11 protein-coding genes are annotated in these 17,227 nt (G+C 69.6%); 3 read left to right on the plus strand and 8 right to left on the minus strand.

Going from position 1 to position 17,227, the window contains the following annotated elements:
- Nucleotides 1–70: 70 nt before the first annotated feature.
- Nucleotides 71–1,246, plus strand: coding sequence for a glycosyltransferase (locus tag QWJ39_RS03075; RefSeq protein WP_290256221.1), 1,176 nt, complete (start codon nt 71–73; stop codon nt 1,244–1,246).
- The gene (locus QWJ39_RS03080) at nt 1,243–2,697 is read left to right on the plus strand and encodes a lipopolysaccharide biosynthesis protein (RefSeq protein WP_290256222.1); all 1,455 of its coding nucleotides are present in this window, start codon (nt 1,243–1,245) and stop codon (nt 2,695–2,697) included. The genes QWJ39_RS03075 and QWJ39_RS03080 overlap by 4 nt, the downstream gene beginning before the upstream one ends.
- A 116-nt stretch (nt 2,698–2,813) precedes the next feature.
- On the opposite strand, the gene QWJ39_RS03085 is transcribed toward QWJ39_RS03080, so the two are convergent.
- From QWJ39_RS03085 to QWJ39_RS03120, 8 genes are all read right to left on the minus strand, one after another.
- Entirely contained in the window at nt 2,814–4,664 is a 1,851-nt protein-coding gene (locus QWJ39_RS03085; protein WP_290256223.1) for a hypothetical protein, read from the minus strand.
- 282 nt (nt 4,665–4,946) lie between these two features.
- Entirely contained in the window at nt 4,947–6,635 is a 1,689-nt protein-coding gene (locus tag QWJ39_RS03090; RefSeq protein WP_290256224.1) for a long-chain-fatty-acid--CoA ligase, read from the minus strand.
- Nucleotides 6,636–6,722: 87 nt separating this feature from the next.
- Nucleotides 6,723–7,946: a phosphotransferase gene (locus QWJ39_RS03095; protein ID WP_290256225.1), complete on the minus strand. Its 1,224-nt coding sequence runs from the start codon at nt 7,944–7,946 to the stop codon at nt 6,723–6,725.
- Nucleotides 7,930–8,748, minus strand: a complete 819-nt coding sequence (locus QWJ39_RS03100) for a glycoside hydrolase family 16 protein (RefSeq protein ID WP_290256226.1) — start codon at nt 8,746–8,748, stop codon at nt 7,930–7,932. The genes QWJ39_RS03095 and QWJ39_RS03100 overlap by 17 nt, the downstream gene beginning before the upstream one ends.
- A 1-nt stretch (nt 8,749) precedes the next feature.
- The gene (locus QWJ39_RS03105; RefSeq protein ID WP_290256227.1) at nt 8,750–10,957 is read right to left on the minus strand and encodes a hypothetical protein; all 2,208 of its coding nucleotides are present in this window, start codon (nt 10,955–10,957) and stop codon (nt 8,750–8,752) included.
- Nucleotides 10,958–11,064: 107 nt separating this feature from the next.
- Complete coding sequence (locus tag QWJ39_RS03110; protein ID WP_290256229.1) at nt 11,065–12,363, minus strand: glycosyltransferase family 2 protein; 1,299 nt, start codon at nt 12,361–12,363, stop codon at nt 11,065–11,067.
- The gene (locus tag QWJ39_RS03115) at nt 12,360–13,361 is read right to left on the minus strand and encodes a glycosyltransferase family 2 protein (RefSeq protein ID WP_290256230.1); all 1,002 of its coding nucleotides are present in this window, start codon (nt 13,359–13,361) and stop codon (nt 12,360–12,362) included. The genes QWJ39_RS03110 and QWJ39_RS03115 overlap by 4 nt, the downstream gene beginning before the upstream one ends.
- A gap of 1 nt (nt 13,362) precedes the next feature.
- Nucleotides 13,363–14,142, minus strand: a complete 780-nt coding sequence (locus QWJ39_RS03120) for a glycosyltransferase family 2 protein (RefSeq protein ID WP_290256231.1) — start codon at nt 14,140–14,142, stop codon at nt 13,363–13,365.
- Nucleotides 14,143–14,910: 768 nt separating this feature from the next.
- On the opposite strand from QWJ39_RS03120, the gene QWJ39_RS03125 reads away from it, so the two are divergent.
- Nucleotides 14,911–17,157, plus strand: coding sequence for a PKD domain-containing protein (locus QWJ39_RS03125; RefSeq protein WP_290256232.1), 2,247 nt, complete (start codon nt 14,911–14,913; stop codon nt 17,155–17,157).
- Nucleotides 17,158–17,227 lie beyond the last annotated feature (70 nt).

Here is a 17,227-nt window from a genome sequence, read left to right on the forward strand (position 1 = left end):
CTCCTTGTCCCTATGAACAGGGCCATGTGGCCCCCGATAACGGGTAGGTAGGGTCAAGTACACTCATGCAATGAGGCTTCTGTACATCACAGAAAGTGCGCCCAACCGCGACCCCGTGTACGGGGATGGCAGCTCCATGATCCCGTACGAAATCCTGCGGAATCTGCCCGGCGACGTCGACGTGACCCTGCTCAGCTTCGAGGGCCGGGTCGGGCTGCCGGAGGAGATCCGCGAGCGCTGCGCGGAGGTCCAGATGCTCACCCCCCGCCCGCGTGCGGCCGCCCTCGTCCGCTCCCTGGGCGGCCTCAACGGTGCCGGCCGGCAGGAACGGGCGACGCGCGAGGCGGCGGAGCTGACCGCTTCGCTCTCCGCCCGCGCCGACGCCACCCTCATTCACGGACCCCACGCACTGTTCCTCTCCCGGTACGTCCAGGGTCCCCTGGTGCTGCAGACCGTTGACCCCTGGTCCGTCCGGACGCAGATGGACACCGCCATCGCCGGTCGGCTGAAGGCCGCCTACCGGGCCCGGGAATTCCTGGCCCTGCGGGCCGAACGCCGGCTCCCCGCCCGGGCCCGCCTGCTCACCGTCGGAGCCAAGGACGCCGCCCGGTGGTCCGCCAGCCTGGGCCGCCCTGTCCGCAGCATCCCCAACGGCGCCGACCAGGCGGCGCAGCCGGCCGCCCGGCGCGATGACCCCGTGGTCTGTTTCGTCGGCAGCCTGAACTATGGCCCGAACATCGACAGCGCCCAGGTCCTGGTCCGGACTATCGCCCCGCTGGTCTGGGAAAGCGTCCCCCGGGCCACCTTTGTCCTCGCCGGGCGCCGGCCGGACCCCGCCGTCCTGGCCCTGGCCGGCCCGCGGGTGGAGGTCGCCGGCAACGTGCCGTCCGTCCTTGACGTCTACCGGGCCTCTGACGTGGCCGCCTTCCCGGACGAACACGGCGTCGGGATCCGCAACTCGGTGCGGGAGGCCCTGGCCGCCGGTGTGCCCGTCGTGGCAACGCCCGTGGCGGCCCGGGAGCAGGAAGCCCACCCGCTGCTGACTGTCGTCGGGGACCCGGAGGCTTTCGCCCAGCGGGTCGTGGAGGCGCTGGAGAACCGCGGGACCGGCGCGGGGACGGCAGGACCTGAGACCGCGGGATCGGTCCGGTCCTGGCAGACCGCGGCGCTGGAGTACCTGGCGGAGCTGCAGTCGGCCATCGGCTCCGCGGGGGCGGGGCTTCCGGCGCGGAGCACCTCCGCATGACGCAGGCCCCGCCGGGGGAACTGGCCCGGACCGGCGTGCGCGGCGCGATGTGGCAGGGCCTGGCCTTCGCCGGCGGCCGCATCATCGTCCTGATCACCACCGTGGTCCTGGCCCGGCTGCTGTCCCCGCACGAATACGGCCTGGTGGCCCTGGCCCTGGTCCTGATGGGCTACGCGGAGACGATTGCCGACGCCGGCGTCGCCCAGGCCCTGGTATACCTGCCCCGCACCGGGATCATCGCCCGGTCCGCGCTCATGATCTCCGCGATCCTGGGCTCCCTGCTGGGGCTCACGGCCTTTTTCGCCGCGCCCCTCATCGCCGATCTGTTCCAGCTCCCTGACGTGGTCCCCCTGGTGCAGATCCTGGGCGTCTCGGTGCTGGCCACGTCGCTGGGCGCGGTCCCCGAGGCACTGCTGCGACGGGACCTGCACTTCAAGAAGCTCACCGCCGCCCCGGTCCTGAAGGCCGTCACCATGGGGACGGTGACCCTGTCCCTGGCGTTCACCGGCCACGGTGCCTGGTCGCTGGCGGTGGGCACCGCCGCCGGATCCGTGGCGTATGCGGCGACCTGCTGGTACCTGGTTGGGAGGCAGGCACCCTGGCAGATCTGGCGGATCAGCAAGGCCGCCCTGATGGCCAACGTCAAGTACGGCGCACCCGTGGCCGGCAGCAGCCTGCTCGCCCGGCTGATCTTCGACATCGACTACCTGATCATCGGAATCATCCTGGGCGCCCAGGCCCTCGGTTACTACACGCTGGCGTTCCGCCTCCCGGAAGTGGTGATCCTGAACGTCTTCTTCGTCCTCTCAACCGTCCTCTTCCCGCTCTACGCCCGCGTCCGCGGCGAACCCGAACGGCTCCGTGCCGGCTACCTGACCAGCGTGCGGATCCAGTCCCTCTACGGCGTCACCGCCGGGGTAGGCCTCTCCGTGGTGGCGCCGGTGCTGGTGCCGCTGGTGTTCGGCGACAAGTGGGACGAGGCCGTGCTGCCGCTGGTCTTCCTGGCCCTCTACGCCGCGGCCCGATCCCTCGGCGCCGGCGCCAATGATGTCTACAAGGCCCTGGGCCGGCCCGGTCTCTCGATCGTGGTGTCCCTGGTTCGCCTCCTGATCCTCCTGCCCGTCCTGCTCTATGCCACCCGCTGGGGCATCGTGGGCGTGGCAGTGGCGCAACTGGTGGTGGCCGTGGTGTTCGCGGTGGGAATGCAGGTGGTCGCGGCGAAGGTCATCCAGTTGCGGCCCCGTGCACTGCTGGGCGCCATCGCCCCCGGCCTGGTGTGCGGCGCCGCGGTGGCGCTGACCGGACTGGGGAACCTCCTGGCTCCGGAACTGGGGTCCGTGCCCTGCATGGTGCTGGTGGTCGTGGTGGCGGTCGGGGCGGTCTACGCGATCGTACGATTCGCCTACCGGCCGCTGCATGACGAGTTGCTGGGCATGGTCCGCCGCGCCTAGGAGCAGGCATGGTCCGCAGCTCCTAGGAGGAGGACTTACCGGCTAGGGACCCGCTGAGGCGGTCCGGCGGGACCGCTACGCCGGCCCGCGTTGATGACCGGCGGCAGGCAGTGCGGCTAGGCCGGCCGGCGGCCCGTGACGGTGCCGGCCGGGATGGCGACCGAGAACAGCCGCAGCCCCAGCGCCACCCGCCCCGCGACGGCCTTCAGCAGGCCGAAGCGGACCCCCTGCCGGAGCGCCAGGGTACCGCGTACCGCCTCCGGGGAGTCGACCGGCACCAGCCGGGCCGGGCCGTCGAGGCCGGGGACGTTCCAGTGCACGGTGATGTCTTCGAAGCCGTGCGTGCGGAACGTCCGCTCCCAGCCCGCCACCGTGTGCGGTCCGCGCCCGGTGCCGGTGCGCCGGACCTGGGCGCAGACCCACCCTCCGGGTTCCACGTCCGCAGCCGCCCGTTCGAAGAGGCCGGCATCGGGTTCGCGCAGGAACACGACGTCGAACCGTGGTCCGGGCGCGCCCGTGGGAGCACCCACCGGCCGGGCGTTCGGGTCCAGCAGCTGGAGTGCGCCCAGCAGCTCCGGTTCAATCGCTCCCCCATATCCCAGGCGGCGGGGCTGCAACACGGGGGTCAGGAAGCGCCAGTCCAGCATCCGCCAGCGGTGCAGGGTCAGGCCAGGACGTCCGCCCGGATCCGCCTCCGGGGCCGGAAGGGTCCGGGAGGAGATGCTGTTCCAGACCGTTTCGGTGGCCAGGCGGCGGACCAATTCACGGGACAGCCCGGCGTCGATCACGCGGGCGCCGGGCAGCCTAGTGGCCAGCTGCAGGTAGGACTTGCGCCAGTGCTCCAGCAGCTCCACCGTGTGCTCACCCTTTCGGGCGAACATCACCTCGCCCGGGGCATCGAGGACCAGCAGCACGTCGGGCGCCGGTCCCAGTTTCACCGCCAGGGTATTGGTCAGGCCCGCACTGGTGTGGCCGCCGCCGACCTGCGGCAGGAGCGCGTCGTAAGCCACCCGGTCCATCAGCACCACCCGGCCGCGGAGGCTGTGATAGCGGGCCTTAGTGCCGCCCTTGAGCACCCGGAACATCTTCTTGGCGGTCCGGCCGCCGGGCAGCCGCTCGAGCCACCGGTCCCACGGGCCGGCACCCCAGAGCCCCATGTAGACATAGGACGTGGGGATGGGAAAGTCTGCCCGGAGCCCGTGCAGGAGCGTGGTTTTGCCGGCACCGTCCGGCGCCATGACGCCCACCACCGGGCCGGGGCCGGGGAGCCGCGGGGTCATCAGCCGGAGCGTGCGGTGGCCCAACCAGCGGCCGCGACTGGCCAGCGGCTGGGTCCGGGTCCAGGTACGCCGCCACCGTCCGGCGAGATCGCGGGCGCCGTCGAAGTTCCCCGCGTTGACGGCGTCGAGCAGGGCGGATGCCGCCCCGCCCCCACTTCGCCGGTCCACGTACTCGGCGACGGGTCCGGCGGCAGAGGCGACGCCGGCGGACGCGAGCGCCGCGGCCTGGCGGTCCGCCGCTATCCCGCCCTTGTCCAGGACCAGGTGCAACAGGTGCAGCCACGCCTTGTCGGCCGGTGCGGGGAGCCACAGGCCGTTCTCCCTGACACGGCGGTCGAGGCAGCCGGCGGCCAAGGGTGTGCTCCACTGCTGGAAGCGGCCGAAGGAAACCTCGGACACGACGTCGAGTTTGAGCCAGAATTCGTCGGCGTCCATGTAGCCGAAGTAGAACCGGTGGCTGCCGTGCCCGGTGGCGTGCACGCGGCACAGTCCGATCCGTGCCATCAGCCCGTCCAGTTGCGGCAGCATCCGCGCGTCCACCAGCAGGTCCACGTCGCCGTCAGGGCAGGCCAGGTCGTCCTCGCCGCGCAGCAGCACCCACGGCAGGCCGGTGTCCTCGAGGGCGCGAAACGCTTCAAGCACGGTGGGGTGGGCGGCCGGGAGGCGAGTCTGGGGGTGGATGCTCACGGCGCGCACCCGCCGTCGTCCGTCGAGTGTGCCATGTCCGCGAGACCTCCTAGACCGGATCCGGCCAGTCCCGCGGACTCCCGCCCACGGCCGCAAAGACGGCCGCTGTCAGCCCGGGGACAATCAGCCCGCAGGGGGCTGGCACGGCGTTGCCGCCGCCGGAAAATGTGTTTCCAGCCTAGGAGCGGCCGCCCCGCCTGTCACGAGTAGCGGCACGGGGATGCCGGCGCCCGGGTACTTGGCCGCTACCCGTAAACGCGAACCCGGCCCGGCGCCGGAAGATCAGAGCCGCGGCAGGACGTCCTCGCGGACCTGCTTGCGGAGGATCTTGCCGAGCATGGACCGGGGCAGGTCGGGGACCGCCACCACCCGGCGCGGAACCTTATAGCCGGCCAGGTGCTCCCGGCAGTGGGTCCGCAGGGCTTCCTCGTCCAGGGCGGTGCCTGGTTCGAGTTCAACGGCGGCCACCACCATCTCGCCGCCGCGTTCCAGCGGCTTGCCCACCACCGCGGCGTCGCGGACGTCCGGGTGCAGGCGCAGCACGGCCTCCACCTCGGTGGGCGAGACATTGAAGCCACCGGTGATGATCAGTTCCTTGGCGCGGTCCACCACGGTGGTGAACCCGTCGGCATCAACGGTCACCACGTCGCCGGTCCGGAGCCAGCCGTCCGCCGTCAGGGTTTTAGCGGTTTCCTCGGGGTTGTTCCAGTAGCCCTGGAAGACCTGCGGGCCTTTGATCAGCAGCTCCCCGGGCTGCCCCTGGGCGACCTCCACGGAGGGATCGTCGACGTCGACCACTTTCATCAGCGTGGACGGGAACGGGACGCCGATGGTCCCGGTGCGGCGGGTGGGGTGGAAGGGGTTGCCGAGCGCCACCGGGGAGGACTCGGTCATCCCGTAGCCCTCAACCAGCAGGCCGCCGGAGACCGATTCCCAGAGTTCCACCACGTGGTCTGGCAAGTTCATGGCCCCGGAGATGCAGTACTTGCAGGACCGCAGGGAGATGCCCTTCTCCTTCGCCGCCATGGCGGTGCGCTCGTAGATTGGCGGAACGGCGCAGTAGACGGTGGCGGGCGACTTCTTCATGGCGGCCAGGATCAGGTCCGGGTCGAACTTGGGGAAGAGCACCAGCAGGCCCTGCTTGCGGATCCCGTAGGTCAGGTAGAGCGTCATGCCGAAGGCGTGGAACATCGGCAGGATCGCGTAGAAGATTTCCTTGCGGTATTCCGCGCCGGCCATCCAGGCCTCACCCTGCAGCGCGTTGGCGTAGAGGTTGAAGTGCGTCAGCATGGCGCCCTTGGGCCGGCCGGTGGTGCCGGAGGTGTACTGGATCGCGGCGAGGTCCGTAACCGCCGGGCGGGGGTGCGAGTGATCGATCCGGCCGTGGCCCAGCAGGTCCTTCCACGGCGTTGTGCCGGGGGCCGGCGCGGTGAGCGATTCCCGGGTCTGGCGGAGCTTCCTCACCGGCAGGGAGAGGGCCAGCCGTTTGGCGGCCGGGAACGCCTCGAGGAGGTTCACCGAGACGACGTGGTCGATTTCGATGTCGGCCGGGAACTCGCGGACGGCGGCGGCGGCCTTGTCCCAGGCGATCACCACGCGGGCCTGGTGGTCCTCGAACTGGTGGCGCAGCTCCCGGGAGGTATACAGCGGGTTGTGTTCGACGACGACGGCGCCCAGGCGGAGGACCGCGTAGAACGCGACGACGTGCTGGGGGCAGTTGGGCAGGATCAGGGCCACCCGGTCGCCGGCGCGCACGCCCAAGCGGCGCAGCCCCTCGGCTGCCCGGTCCACCTGCTCGCCGAGCTCGGTGTAGCTGGTCCGCCGGCCGAAGAACTCCATGGCGGGGGCGGTACCGGCCTCGCTCACGGACCGTTCGAACATGGACACGAGCGACTCCGTGGGCAGCTCGATGTCGGCCGGGACGCCCGGCTGGTAGTTCTTCAGCCAGGGCCGGGGGTCCGTGTTGTGCATGGTCACATCTTGCCGTGAACTGTCAGCGGACAGGTAATTTCCCGGGTCAGGGGCCAGGTCCGGGGGCGGTTAGTTGTCCGCGCCGGGTCAGAGCACCCCGGCGGTGGCGGCGTGCCGCCACAGCCAAAAGTCCCGGTCCCCGAAGACCGCCCGCCGCACCTCGGCCGGGCCGCGCGGCGCGTGTCCGGCGGGTGCGGACACGGGTCCCGCGCCGGCGTCGACGGCGTGCGCAGGCTGGTCGGCGGCGGCGCCGGGCTGGGCCGCCTGCACTTCCGGTCCCCCCGGTACCGCCCCGCCGCGTCCGGCCTCAGCACCCTGGGCCTGTCCCCCGGGCCCTGCCGATTCCGCGGCGAGCCGGAAGGCGAGGGTGGAGGCGGACCGCGCCCAGGTGGCCAGCACCAGTGCGGGCAGCACTGCGGGGTCAATGTCGCGGCGGACCAGGTGCTGGCGCAGGGGCTCCCGGGCCCAGCCGTCCCGGCCGAAGGCGCTGTCGAATGCCGCCAGCTGGGCCGGCCGTTCGAACGCCTGCTCGGCGGACTCGCTGAGGTACTGCAGGTAGAACGTCAGGTCGTGTCCGGGCAGCCCGTAGGCGGACGCCCGCTCCCAATCCATCACCTGGAGCCGCCCGGCCGGACCGATCAGCAGGTTGGGATGGCTGAGGTCGGCGTGTTCGAACACTGCCGGCAGTTGCGCCGAACGCAGCGGCTTCAATGCCTCGTGGGTCCTGCCGACCAGGTCTGCGAGCTCATCCTCGCCCGGTAGCAGCAGCTCCAGCGCCTGCAGGGGCCGCTCTACGGTGCGCTCGTACCAGCCCTCGTTTCCCGACGCAGGCCGGGTGCAGGGCAGCGAATCAATGAAGTCCACTCCGAGGGCGACGGCGACCGGCAGGTCAGCAGACACCCGGTCGGGGTCCAGGGCCGGACCGGTCAGCGGGGTTTCCACCAGGACGGTATGTCCGGAGAGATCCAGGGCGGCGACCACACGGGGCACGCCCTCGACCTGGTCCCCGCCGAGGACTCCGAGTTGCCAGAGCATGTCCGCCTCCCGGAGCACCCCCTCGTTGTCACCGGGGCAGCGCGGCACCTTCACCACGAGCGAGGGCTGCCGCGCGCCGGGGGCGAAGATGAGGGCGACGACGTGCCGGGAGGTGGTGAACTGCGGGGTGATGAAAACCGTGGTCCAGTCCCTGCCCAGGCCGAGGCTGGCGAGGTCCCATTCGTCATAGTGGCCCCGAAGGACGGCGTCGATGAAGCTTCTGCCGGCGGCAGGGACCGGGAACGGCGTCGCCGTGGCCTTACGGGGCGTACGCATACTGCACCACCCAGTCCACCTCGATGTGGCCGGAGACCGACGGCGCCGGCGTTCCGGCGTCGGCCCCGTCCTTAGTCTCGGCCTGCAGCGTCCACCTCATGCCGGTGTTGGGAACGCCGTCCGGCATTGTTGTTTCCCCCACGAGTTCACCGTCCCAAAACCACTTGACCTTGCCTGGAGTCCATTCCGTCGTCGCCACGTGCCACCCGGTTCCGTCCGTGGCGGAGGTGTTCCGGGTAGTCGGGTCGAAGCGGTCCGGACCTTTCAGCGGGGAATCCTTGATGGCGGATACCCCGTAAAACGGGCCGTTGAGTTCCCCCTCCGGCCAGTCGATCTCCCCGTCCAGCCAGTTATCGCTAGTGGGCCACAGCAGGAAGGCGATCTTGTACCCGGGCATCGTGTCGGCCCGGAACCGGATGGAATAGCGGCCATAGCGCTGCCCGTCGTAGCCGAAGGGCAGCACGCTGGCCACCCTGGGCTTCCCCCCGGAGCTGTGGAGGAAGAAGTCCAGCTTTCCGTCCTTGACCGACAGGACCTTGTCCGGGGTGTAGACGCCCTGGCCCGATGTGTCGGGCAGGTCGTGGTAGCCCCGCATGTCCGGTCCGTACACGTCGCCGACCGTGCCCATCGGTGCCGCACGGGTGAAGTCCTGCGTCCCCGTCTGCTTCCAGCCGGGGAGGTCCCCCACCGGCATGGCCGTGGCCGGGGGCGACGGTTTGAGCAGCATGGCGATGGTCATGGTGATCCCTGCGGCGAGCAGGACGACGATCACCCTGACCAGCACCATGCCGCTCCTCGTCACGCTAGCCGGTCTTGGCGAGTTCGTAGATCCGGACGGCGCCGTTCTCGAACACCCGCTGGACGTTGGAGGATCCGGCCAGTTGGCGCTCCAGGGTGGGGAGCGTGCCGGGATCGAACAGGTTGTCCTTGGCCGCCTGCGCGATCTGCGAGTCGGAGAAGACCACGAAGATCCGGTCCGGCTTGAAGTTCCGGTCCGCGTACCGGGCCACGTCCACCGAGGTCAGGCCGTGGCCGGAGGACTGGATGAACTTGGTCAGCGACGCCGTCCGTCCCGCGTCCAGGTAGCTCGGATAGTTCGGGCCCACCAGCAGCGGGAAGAAGGCGTTCGTTTCCATCACGGCGTCCTTGGGATTGACCGTCGAATCCAGCCACTGGGCCGCGGCGACGTCTTCCTTGGGGACGCGGAACTTGGCCTCGTTCTGGAAGTAGGTGATGGTGAACAGGAGGGCCATGGCGGTCAGCGCCGCGGTGGTACCGATGGCCGCCCGGCGGGTCCGCAGCGGACCGGCCCAGAAGAGCCACGCGGCGCCGACGGCCAGCCAGGGAAGGGCGAACAGGTAGACCCGGAACTTCGCCTCGCCGCCGTAGGACTGGATCAGCAGCCAGAACAGCGGCGCGACGGCCAGCCAGGCCACCATGATCGTCTGCCGGACGTTGCCGCGCAGCAGGTTGCGGACGAAACCGCCCACGCCCAGCACGCCGATGAGGATGGACAAGGCCTCCGGCGCCCGGCCCAGCAGGCCGGTGGGCCCGCCGTCCGGCGGTTCGTAGCTGGCGTTCTTCAGGAAGTCGAAGCCGAAGAGTCCGTACTTGCCGGCCACGAAGTCGAGGTTGGGCAGCAGGTACAGGACGGCAAGCACCGCCAGGACCGGGCCCGCCCACCGCGGCCGGAAGTAGCCGAAGACGAACAGCGGCAACAGCGCCAGGCTCGCCAGGTAGGGAGTGAGCTGGTGGCTGGCCACCGAGACCGCCTGGAGGACCAGCAGGACAATCACCGCCGGCAGCACCAGGGTCTGGGCAAAGGGCCGGGGCTGCGCCTCATCCTGTGCCGTAGCCGCCCGTTCGGCCCGGCGGCGGCTCAGCTTCTCCTCCCAGGCGACGGCGAACCGGGCCGGGGTGCCGCGCAGGAAGGTCAGGGCGATCAGGCACATCGTCAGGTACAGCGTGTAGGAGAACGCCTGCGGGGAGTAGTAGTTCTGGTTGACCCAGTTGGTCAGCGCAAACACCAGGGCCGCCGTCCACTGGATCCTGCGGTTGCTGGACAGGGCCCGGACAATCGCCAGAACCAGCGCCACACCCAGCACCGCGAAGCTGAACTCTGCCAGCGAGGCGTAGCCGATGGCGTCCGGGTAACCCACCGCGTCACCCAGGAAGGCGCTGGCGGAGAAGAACCCGGGCCAGCGGTTGTAGATATCGATCGAGGCGTCCACCTGGCCGGAGGCCCCGATGTAGTCGGTCACGGCGATGTGCTTGTACGTCCACGGGAGCCGGGGAACGCTGACCACCATGGCCGCCGATGCGTAGAGCATGGCCACGAGGCCGGTAAGGGAGACCGCGAGAAAGGGGGTGGATGCCATTTCCCGGGCCGCAACCGCCCAGATACAAAGCCCAGCGACGGCGGCGACGGCCACGAACCAGATCGGCGGGAAGGTCGTGAGCAGGCCGGCGTCGCCCTTCAGTCCGTCGCCGGTAACGGACAGCGCGACGCCCCAGAGGACCATGGCCGCGGCCAGCACGGCCCACGGGATGTGGCTCGCGGGGCTGCTGTTCCGCAGGCCCTCCAGGCTGAGGAGCCGCCGCCATTGCAGCGGCTCCCGGTCCGTGGCCGGGGCGGGCAGGACGATCACCAGGACGGAGGAAGCGATCAGCACCGCGGCCGCGACGGGCCGCGGCTGCCACAGGTGGGTCCACACCATCGCCAGCGACAGGATGGTGTAGACGGCGGCGCTGAGTACCAGGGTGCCGATGGCCCGCGCGAGCGGATCAACGCCGGTGAGCCGCCGTACCACCACCCACCCCGGAAGGATCAGGCAGCCGAGCAGCGTCACCGGGGCCAGCGCGGGTCCTCCCAGCCCGAGCAGGATCAGTGCTGCCAGGACGACTCCGGCAATGGCCAGGCCGACATCCAGGGGGCGCTCCGTACGGAGCCTGTTCACCGACGAGAGGGGCGCCCTGGGCGCCGGCTTCTCGTTTTCCATAATGAGACTCATGAACTTGACTTCCTCGCTTGTTGAAAAAGTGGCGAGGGGAAAACGGTGTTCCATGGTGACGCCGAATTCCCCTCAAAACTGTGCGTCGTGTGCTGCGTTGCGGCTGCCTACGCGGCTCGTCGGCGCCGGCAGGAGCGGCGCTGCAGCAGGTAGTTGAACGGGCCGCGGGCCACCGAGACGAGCTCGGTGCGCAGCGCCTTTGCCATCACCGGGTTCCTCGGGACGTCGTCGGCCGTCTCGCCGTCGGCATGCGCGCGGGTGTTGCGCAGGAAGTAGACGGCGCCGCGGGGAGCCCGGACCAGCGCCATCCGCGCGGTCCGGGGGTTGAGCATGATCTTGGTCAGCCATGCTCCCAGGCCGTTGCCGTAGCCCCGGGCCTGGACGATCAGCTCGTCGAGTTCGGCGCGGTGCCGATGCCAGACGACGGCGGAGGGCTGGACCACCAGCGACCGCCCGGACAGGATGACCCGGGTGAACATGTCCAGGTCCTCGCCCCCGCCGGTCCGAGTGCCTACCCCCAGGGCAGGATCGAAGGCGCCGAGCGACAGGGCCGTCCGGCGGTCGAGGGCGAAGTTCGCTCCCGTCCCATAGGCCCCCACGCAGAACGGGAAGACCGGCATGTCCGCCGGCGGGTCGGCCAGGGAGTAGACCCTGGGCGCCACGGCCTTGGACCAGCTCACCCGCCCCTCGAAGTATCCCTGCGCCAGCGAGCGCAGCTCGCCCGCCGGGACCAGCCCGGTAACACAGGCGACGTCGGGGGCCTGCTCGAAGCCGGCGGCGATCCCCCTCAGCCACCCCGGGTCCACCACGACGTCGTCGTCGGTGTAGGCGACGATGTCGCCGCGCGCGTGCCGGAGACCGGCGTTGCGTGCGTTGGAAAGTCCGGGGCGCCGCTCGGAGATGAGGACCAGCCGCGCGTCGGAGAACTCGGTCCGGACCAGGTCACGGGTGGCGCTGGTCCGGGCGGCGTTGTCCACGACGATGACGTCGAAGTCCGGGTAGTCGAGGCGGAGGATGGCGTGCAGGGCCTTCCGGAGCAGCTCCGGCCGGTCCCGTGTGCAGACGACGACGCTGATCGGCGGCGTGGTGGTGGAAACCGACGCCGGAACCCGCGGCAGGGCGGCGGCTGCCTCCTCGAGCCGGGTCCGGGAGAGCGCTCCGTCGGCCGTTTCCAGGTCGACGAAGCCGCGGACGGCGGCACCGTCCCTGACCAACAGACGCGCCCGCCGGTAGCCGTGCGCGTCCCGCAGCCGCAGTTCGCTGCACCCGCCCAAGGATCCCAGGTCCACGGCTCCGACCCAGCGGGCACCGGCCCAGTCGGGGGCCCCTTCGGCCCCCATGGCGGGTGCCAGCTCGAGGACCGCGCCGGCCGGATCTGGCCGGCGCGGCGCGGCGACGTCGATCACGTGGCTTCCCGCCAGGGCTGCTGGGCCGCAGGAGCGGCGGCAGCCAGGGGGGAGCCCTCACCGGTGCCAAGCCTGCGGCCGCTGACGTAGCCGGCGGCGGTCACGCCCAGCACCGCCACATAGGCGCCGGCTCGTTGCAAGCCCTGCGGGTCCTTGCCGCGGCCCCAGTCCGACAGGGCCCCGACGAACGCCCGGGGCAGGACGCTGCGGACATACCGCCGTTCCGGCCCCAAGGCCCGCTTGTGGCCCACGACCTTGCTGACCTGGGCCTTTGAGAGGCCCTCGGACCAGGCGCGCTCCAGCATGTACCGGAACGTGCCCCGCTGGACCGGGACGTGGTGCCGGACCACGGCAGCGGGTTCGTAGACGACCCGCGAACCGGGGGATCCGATGGCCGCACGGATGCAGATCTCGGTTTCCTCGCAGCCCAGCGGTTTGGTTGCCTGCCGGCCAAGGCTGACATTGAAGCCGCCCACGTGCTGGAGGATCTCGCGGCGGAAGGACATGTTGGCACCCACGACGTTGCGGACCTCGGAGGCCACTGTGGGCAGGCCGCGGTGGCTGCAGCCGACGATCCAGTCCAGCTCGGGACCGAAGTGGCCGGGCCGGCCGCCTTCCCAGACGGGTTCGACGCGGCCGCCGACGGCCAGCACATCCGAGTCGTCGTAGAGGGCCGTGAGGCGCTCCAGCCACGTCGGCTCGGCCTCGGCGTCGTCGTCCAGGAAGGCGACGATGTCGGAGGTCACGAGCGCGGCGCCGGTGTTCCGGGCCCCGGAGAGTCCCTTCGGACCGGTGCTCTCGACGAGGGTCACGTCCTGGACGGTCGCCACGAGCCGCTTGTACAGGTCCACGTTGTGGTCAACCACCACGATCACCTGTTCGGGCCGGAGGGTCTGGGCGTGGACGGAATCGATCACGCGCATCAGCAGGTCCCAGCGCTGCTCGGTATAGGAGCAGATCACCACCGAAACCGACGGGCGGAAGTTGGGGTTGAGCATCTCAAGCCCCTTCCGCCACCGCGAGCACACTGCGCGGATCCGTGGGTGTACGGGCGAAGCGGACGTCCGGGTAGGTGTACTTCACCCGGCGCAGCGCCTCGGGCCGGGCGCCGGCGGAGGGCGCCTCCCAGCTGGTGCATTCCTTGGCCAGGGTGCGCAGTACGCGCCAGCCGTCGCGGAAGGTCTGCAGGTTCGAAACCCCGGAGATGCGGTCCAGCTCGAAGCTGGGCACCTCAGCGATCCGCAGGCCGGCGCGGGCCGCCCGGACGATCAGCTCGGTCTCGATTTCGAAGCCGTCCGATTCGAGCTGCAGTACCTCCAGGCATTCGCGCCGCAGGGCGATGTAGCCGTAGCAGAGGTCCGAGTAGTTGCTGCGGAGGACCGTGTTGGCGAGGCCGGTGAGCACCCGGTTGCCGGTGTTGCGCAGCCAGGTCAGGTCCTCCGAGCCTCCGCCGGTGACGTACCGGGAGCCCTTGACGAAGTCGTAGTCGTGCTGGAGCGGAGAGACGAACCAGCCGATCTCCTGCGGATCCATGCTGCCGTCGGCGTCGAGCATCACGATGATGTCCCCGGAGGCGGCGGCGAAGCCGGCCCGGACCGCGATGCCCTTGCCCTTACGCGGCTCCTTGACCACGACGACGTCGACCCGCAGGGCGCGGGCGACGTCGACGGTGTGATCCCGCGAGCGTCCGTCGACGATCACCACCTCGTCTACGTACGACGGCATGCGCCGCAGCACCCAGGGCAGATTCATTTCCTCATTGAGGGTTGGAATTACCACGCTGACGGTCGCCCGGAGCGCGGAAATATCGGTTGTTGAGACAGATCTTGGGGCCAAATTTTGAACTGACAAAAGCCTCACCACTTCATGAATTTAGACGCCCGGGAATTACCCCCAGCGATTGAGAACCTATCGGACAAATTCGGAGAGAATTTCACAAACCTGTACCGACCCATATCCCAGCTTTGCCACTGGGCTGTGGCCATATCCGAAGCCTAAAGTTCACCTAAAGTTGTGTCACGAGTGGCTGTTACTTGGGCGTGTGTACTCATATCCGCAGTAGCAATGGACCCCTACTTGGGTCCCCCGACCTGGCTACTCGGGCCGCTCGGCAGGTTCCGCGCTGGACTACTCAGCCGCCCCCGGCCGGCCGCCAGGCCGTGGGAAACAGCGGAATGACGGGGCTGAAGCCGCACCGCCGGCCCGTTTCCGCGGAATCACTCCCGTCCGGGCGCCAGCCGTGCCGGCAACTGCCCGGCATGCGCGGCCGGGGGCGGGCCACTCCCTTCCGGGACCGCCGGCCTGCGTACGCCGGCCCGGACAGCCCACCTGGCATTCCCGGTCGAGACCCTCAATTCACGCCCCTAAGACGACAACGTTTGAGTGCCTAAATTAGTTTACAAAGAATTAGCAAAAGGATCTATCCAGCCGGTCGGCCGGTAGCTACCATGGCCTCATTCAACACCGGACAATTGTGCCCGCATGAGGGCCCGCGTCCAAAACCCTCCCGCGCCAATGATTGTCGCGGCATCAAAGAAAATGGTCCCAATGATGAAACGAATATCGCACTGGCTTAGCCGGTCCCTAGTGGTGGCCGTGGCCGTCGCCGGCGGCATGTTGGGGGTCGCCGGAAGCGCATCGGCTGCGGACAGCTACGGAACTCCCAGCATCAGTTTTAGCGGCGTCAGCAACCCTCCCACTTCGGACAAGCCCCAGAGCAAGCTGTGGTGGAATGACGGCTCCTGGTGGGCTGACATGTGGACCTCCGGCAGCGGCTGGCACATCTTCCGGCTGGACGTCCCAACCAACAAGTGGGTGGACACGGGGCTGCTCAACGACAGCCGGGCGAACACCCTGGCTGACGTGCTGTGGGACGGCGGCAAGCTCTACATCGCCTCGCACGTGGTGACCGTCTCCACGGACTCCACGCCGAAGCCCTCCCTCTCCGGGCAGCCGGCCAAGCTCTACCGCTACAGCTACTCGGGCGGCACGTACACCCTGGACGCCGGATTCCCCACCACCATCACCAACCAGAGCAGTGAGTCGATGACGATCGATAAGGACACCACCGGCGCCATCTGGGCGACCTGGACGCAGGTGACCGGCGACTCGACCAACGGCTACAAGAGCACGGTCTACGTCAACAATTCGGCGCCCGGCGGGACCAGCTGGAACACCCCCTTTGTCATCCCGGTTGCCAATCCCACAGCCGCGGCGGACGACATCTCCGCGATCGTGGCGTTCGGCAGTAACAAGATCGGCGTGATGTGGAGTGACCAGCTCACGGACAGCGTGCACTGGGCCATCCGCACCGACGGCACCAATCCGACCGCTACATCGTCATGGCGTTTCCAGGACGCCATCAAGGGCAAGGGCCAGGCGGACGACCACCTGAACATCAAGACCCTGCAGGCGGACAACAGCGGCCGTGTCTTTGCGGCCGTCAAGACCAGCCTGAACGACACCTCCACGGATAAGACCCTGCCGCAGTTGCTGCTGCTGGTCTTCAAGCCGGCCACCGGGTCCTTCAGCCAGTCCACCATCGCCTCCGTCGGCGACTGCGTGTCGCGGCCGCAGATCCTGCTGGATACCCAGAACAACGTGGTGCACGCCTTCCACACCGCCCCGGGCAGCACCGTGACCGGATGCGCGTACTCGGGCGTCGCCGGCGCCATCTACGAGAAGACCGCCCCGATGGACAACCCGGTCTTCGGTTCGGGCCGCGGCACCCCGGTAATTCAGGACGGCGCATCATTCAACATGAACGACGTCACCACCACGAAGCAAAGCGTGAACAGCACCAGCGGCATGGCGATCATGGCCAGCAACATGGTCACCAAAACCTACTGGTTCGCCTACCGCGGCCTGGGAAGCACCCCGCCGCCGGCCCCGAAACCGGTGGCATCCTTCACGGCGACGCCGACGTCGGGCACCGCACCGCTGAACGTTGCCTTCACCGACACCTCCTCCGGCTCCCCGACCTCGTGGGCGTGGGACTTCGGTGACGGAACTTCCGCGACCACCCAGAATCCCTCCCACACCTACGCGGCGGGAACGTTCACGGCCAAGCTGACCGCCACCAACAGCGCCGGGTCCTCGACCTCCAGCGCCGTGATCACGGTCGGCTCCGCTCCACCGCCACCGCCCCCGCCGCCGACGTCGTCGGGCATCACGGTGGGCGCCTCGTCCACGGCGGTCGCCACCACGGCCAGCTCCACGGTCAGCCTGGCCAAGCCCTCCGGGGTGGCAGCCGGTGACGTCCTGGTCGCCGCCATCACCGCAGACCTCGGCCCGTCCGTGACCGCACCCGCAGGCTGGACGCCGATCGTCAACGGGCTGGGCATCAACAGCTCCGCCAGCAGCGGGGCCAAGGTCTTCAGCTACTACCATGTGGTGGGATCCGCGGACCCGGCCAGCTACAGCTGGACACTGAGCACAGCCGTCAAATGGGGGGCCGGGGTGACCGCCTACCGCGGCGTCAACACCACGACGCCGCTGGACAGCTCGGTCGCAACCACGGTCAACACCACGTACTCGGCCACCAGCATCACAGCCCCGAGCATTACCACCGCCAGCAACGGGGCCATGCTGATCGGCGGGGTCGGCTTTGACAGCTCCAGCCCGGGCGCCACCCCGCCGGGCGGCTGGACCGAACGCTGGGAATCCAGCGGCGGTCAGATCGGTGAACTCGCCGATGCGCCGCAGGCCAACGCCGGGGCCTCCGGCACCGCCACCTGGACGTTCGGCACGGCCAAGGCCGTGGGCGTCTGGCGCACCGCGCTGAAGCCGGCCTAGCCGCGGCAGCAGCACCAAGCAATCCACACAGGGCGATGCCCCGGCCGGATCCGGCCGGGGCATTCTCTTG

The organism is Arthrobacter sp. YD4 (assembly GCF_030410515.1).
GTDB lineage: Bacteria > Actinomycetota > Actinomycetes > Actinomycetales > Micrococcaceae > Arthrobacter.

Bases quoted from the DNA above. Each gene is read 5' to 3' on its own strand.
- QWJ39_RS03075 (WP_290256221.1), top strand. From the start codon at position 71: ATGAGGCTTCTGTACATCACAGAAAGTGCGCCCAACCGCGACCCCGTG.
- QWJ39_RS03080 (WP_290256222.1), top strand. From the start codon at position 1,243: ATGACGCAGGCCCCGCCGGGGGAACTGGCCCGGACCGGCGTGCGCGGC.
- QWJ39_RS03090 (WP_290256224.1), bottom strand. From the start codon at position 6,635: ATGCACAACACGGACCCCCGGCCCTGGCTGAAGAACTACCAGCCGGGC.
- QWJ39_RS03095 (WP_290256225.1), bottom strand. From the start codon at position 7,946: ATGCGTACGCCCCGTAAGGCCACGGCGACGCCGTTCCCGGTCCCTGCC.
- QWJ39_RS03105 (WP_290256227.1), bottom strand. From the start codon at position 10,957: ATGAGTCTCATTATGGAAAACGAGAAGCCGGCGCCCAGGGCGCCCCTC.
- QWJ39_RS03115 (WP_290256230.1), bottom strand. From the start codon at position 13,361: ATGCTCAACCCCAACTTCCGCCCGTCGGTTTCGGTGGTGATCTGCTCC.
- QWJ39_RS03125 (WP_290256232.1), top strand. From the start codon at position 14,911: ATGATGAAACGAATATCGCACTGGCTTAGCCGGTCCCTAGTGGTGGCC.